This window comes from Tropicimonas sp. IMCC6043 (assembly GCF_004146235.1).
In the GTDB taxonomy this organism is placed as follows: Bacteria; Pseudomonadota; Alphaproteobacteria; order Rhodobacterales; family Rhodobacteraceae; genus Tropicimonas.
The window spans coordinates 1-1,290 of the sequence record NZ_SELO01000121.1 but is presented as its reverse complement, the minus strand read 5'-3'; the positions used below and the strand labels follow the sequence as shown (position 1 = coordinate 1,290).

Sequence of the window (1,290 nt, the reverse complement as noted above, 5' to 3'; positions counted from 1 at the left end):
CTTCGCCCGAAGGCTCAAGACCCTCAGCGGTCTCACGCCATACGAATACATCTGCAAGATCTGGACTTCAGAGCCAGACAGATTCAATGTCGATCCGATCCACCAAATGCCGGGACTGAACACCTAGTCTCGAAGCATCCTCGAAGCTGTACGACATCCTCTTTGCCCCCTTCGAGGACTATATCGGCGGTCTCTCCAATATCACAGTCGTACCCGATCAATCAGCACAAGAAATTCCACTTGGTATTCTTGCCCGACCCGCGCCCTCTATGGATCCCAAGCTGGGTGCGGGCTACGGGGATTTTCGTTTCCTTGGACTGACACACGCGCTTCGTTTAGTTCCATCGCCGAGAACGTTTGTTCAACTTCGTACCGCTCCGCCCGGCGTGGAGGGACGTGATGGATTCGTAGGGTTCGGTGACCCGGTTCTGGAAGGGGAGAGCGGCGGAAGTAGGAACAATGTCACCAGAGCTGCGATCAACAATTCCACTGGTTTGGCGGATCCAACCGTCGTCAAGAAGGCTTTCGAGCGATTGCCCGTGACTGCGAAAGAGGTCAATGAAATGGCTAAGATCGCCCCACCGGAAGAACGTCAAATCCTGCTTCAGGGTCAGGCGACAGAAGCTGCAGCAAAGGACGTTGACTATCAGGGCACGGGAGTGATCGCCTTTTCAACCCATGCGATTGTGTCCGGCGCATTTGACAACTTGAACGAACCCGCTCTAATCCTCACGCCCCCGGCTGAAGCTACAGAGAGGGACGACGGCCTTCTAACGGTCAGTGAAATTGCTCAACTGGACCTCAACGCTGAGATAGTTGTGCTTGCTGCATGCAACACGGCGTCGGCTTCAGGACGCCCTGGAGCGCCCGGACTCTCGGGTCTTGCCAGCGGTTTTTTTCGTGCGGGGGCGCAGTCGCTTGTCGTCAGCCACTGGACCATTCTGTCGCAGACCCCGTTTCTTTTGATGCCCAGATTTTTAACGCTTGCGGCAGGCGATACCAACGTTTCTCCGGCTGAAGCGCTAAGAATCTCCATGGTAGAGGTGGCAAACGACGATAGGTTAGCCAACTTATCTCATCCCGCTCTTTGGGGAGCTTTCTCGTTGGTGGGGGCACGATAAAAGAACGAAAAATCCGTGAAGCGCCAGCCTTGCAACCGAAGGGACCGCTGTCAGGTAGACGAACCCTCGGGCCATGGGGATGTAGGTGATGTCCATGGCCCAGACCTGGTTGGGTCGTGTCACGGCGAGCTTGCGCAGAAGGTATGGATAGATCTTGTGGCCGGGCGCC

General features: G+C 55.9%; 1 protein-coding gene and 2 pseudogenes. 2 read left to right on the top strand and 1 reads right to left on the bottom strand.

Annotated features, from left to right (window positions below; translation table 11 throughout):
• Positions 1 to 127 (top strand): annotated as a pseudogene (locus EU800_RS26015) (IS481 family transposase); the annotation flags it as partial.
• Positions 128 to 146: 19 nt separating this feature from the next.
• Positions 147 to 1,121, top strand: coding sequence for a CHAT domain-containing protein (locus EU800_RS26010; protein ID WP_129636347.1), 975 nt, complete (start codon positions 147 to 149; stop codon positions 1,119 to 1,121).
• A gap of 42 nt (positions 1,122 to 1,163) precedes the next feature.
• Here the strand turns inward: EU800_RS26010 and EU800_RS26005 are convergent.
• A pseudogene (locus EU800_RS26005) lies at positions 1,164 to 1,290 on the bottom strand (IS3 family transposase); the annotation flags it as partial.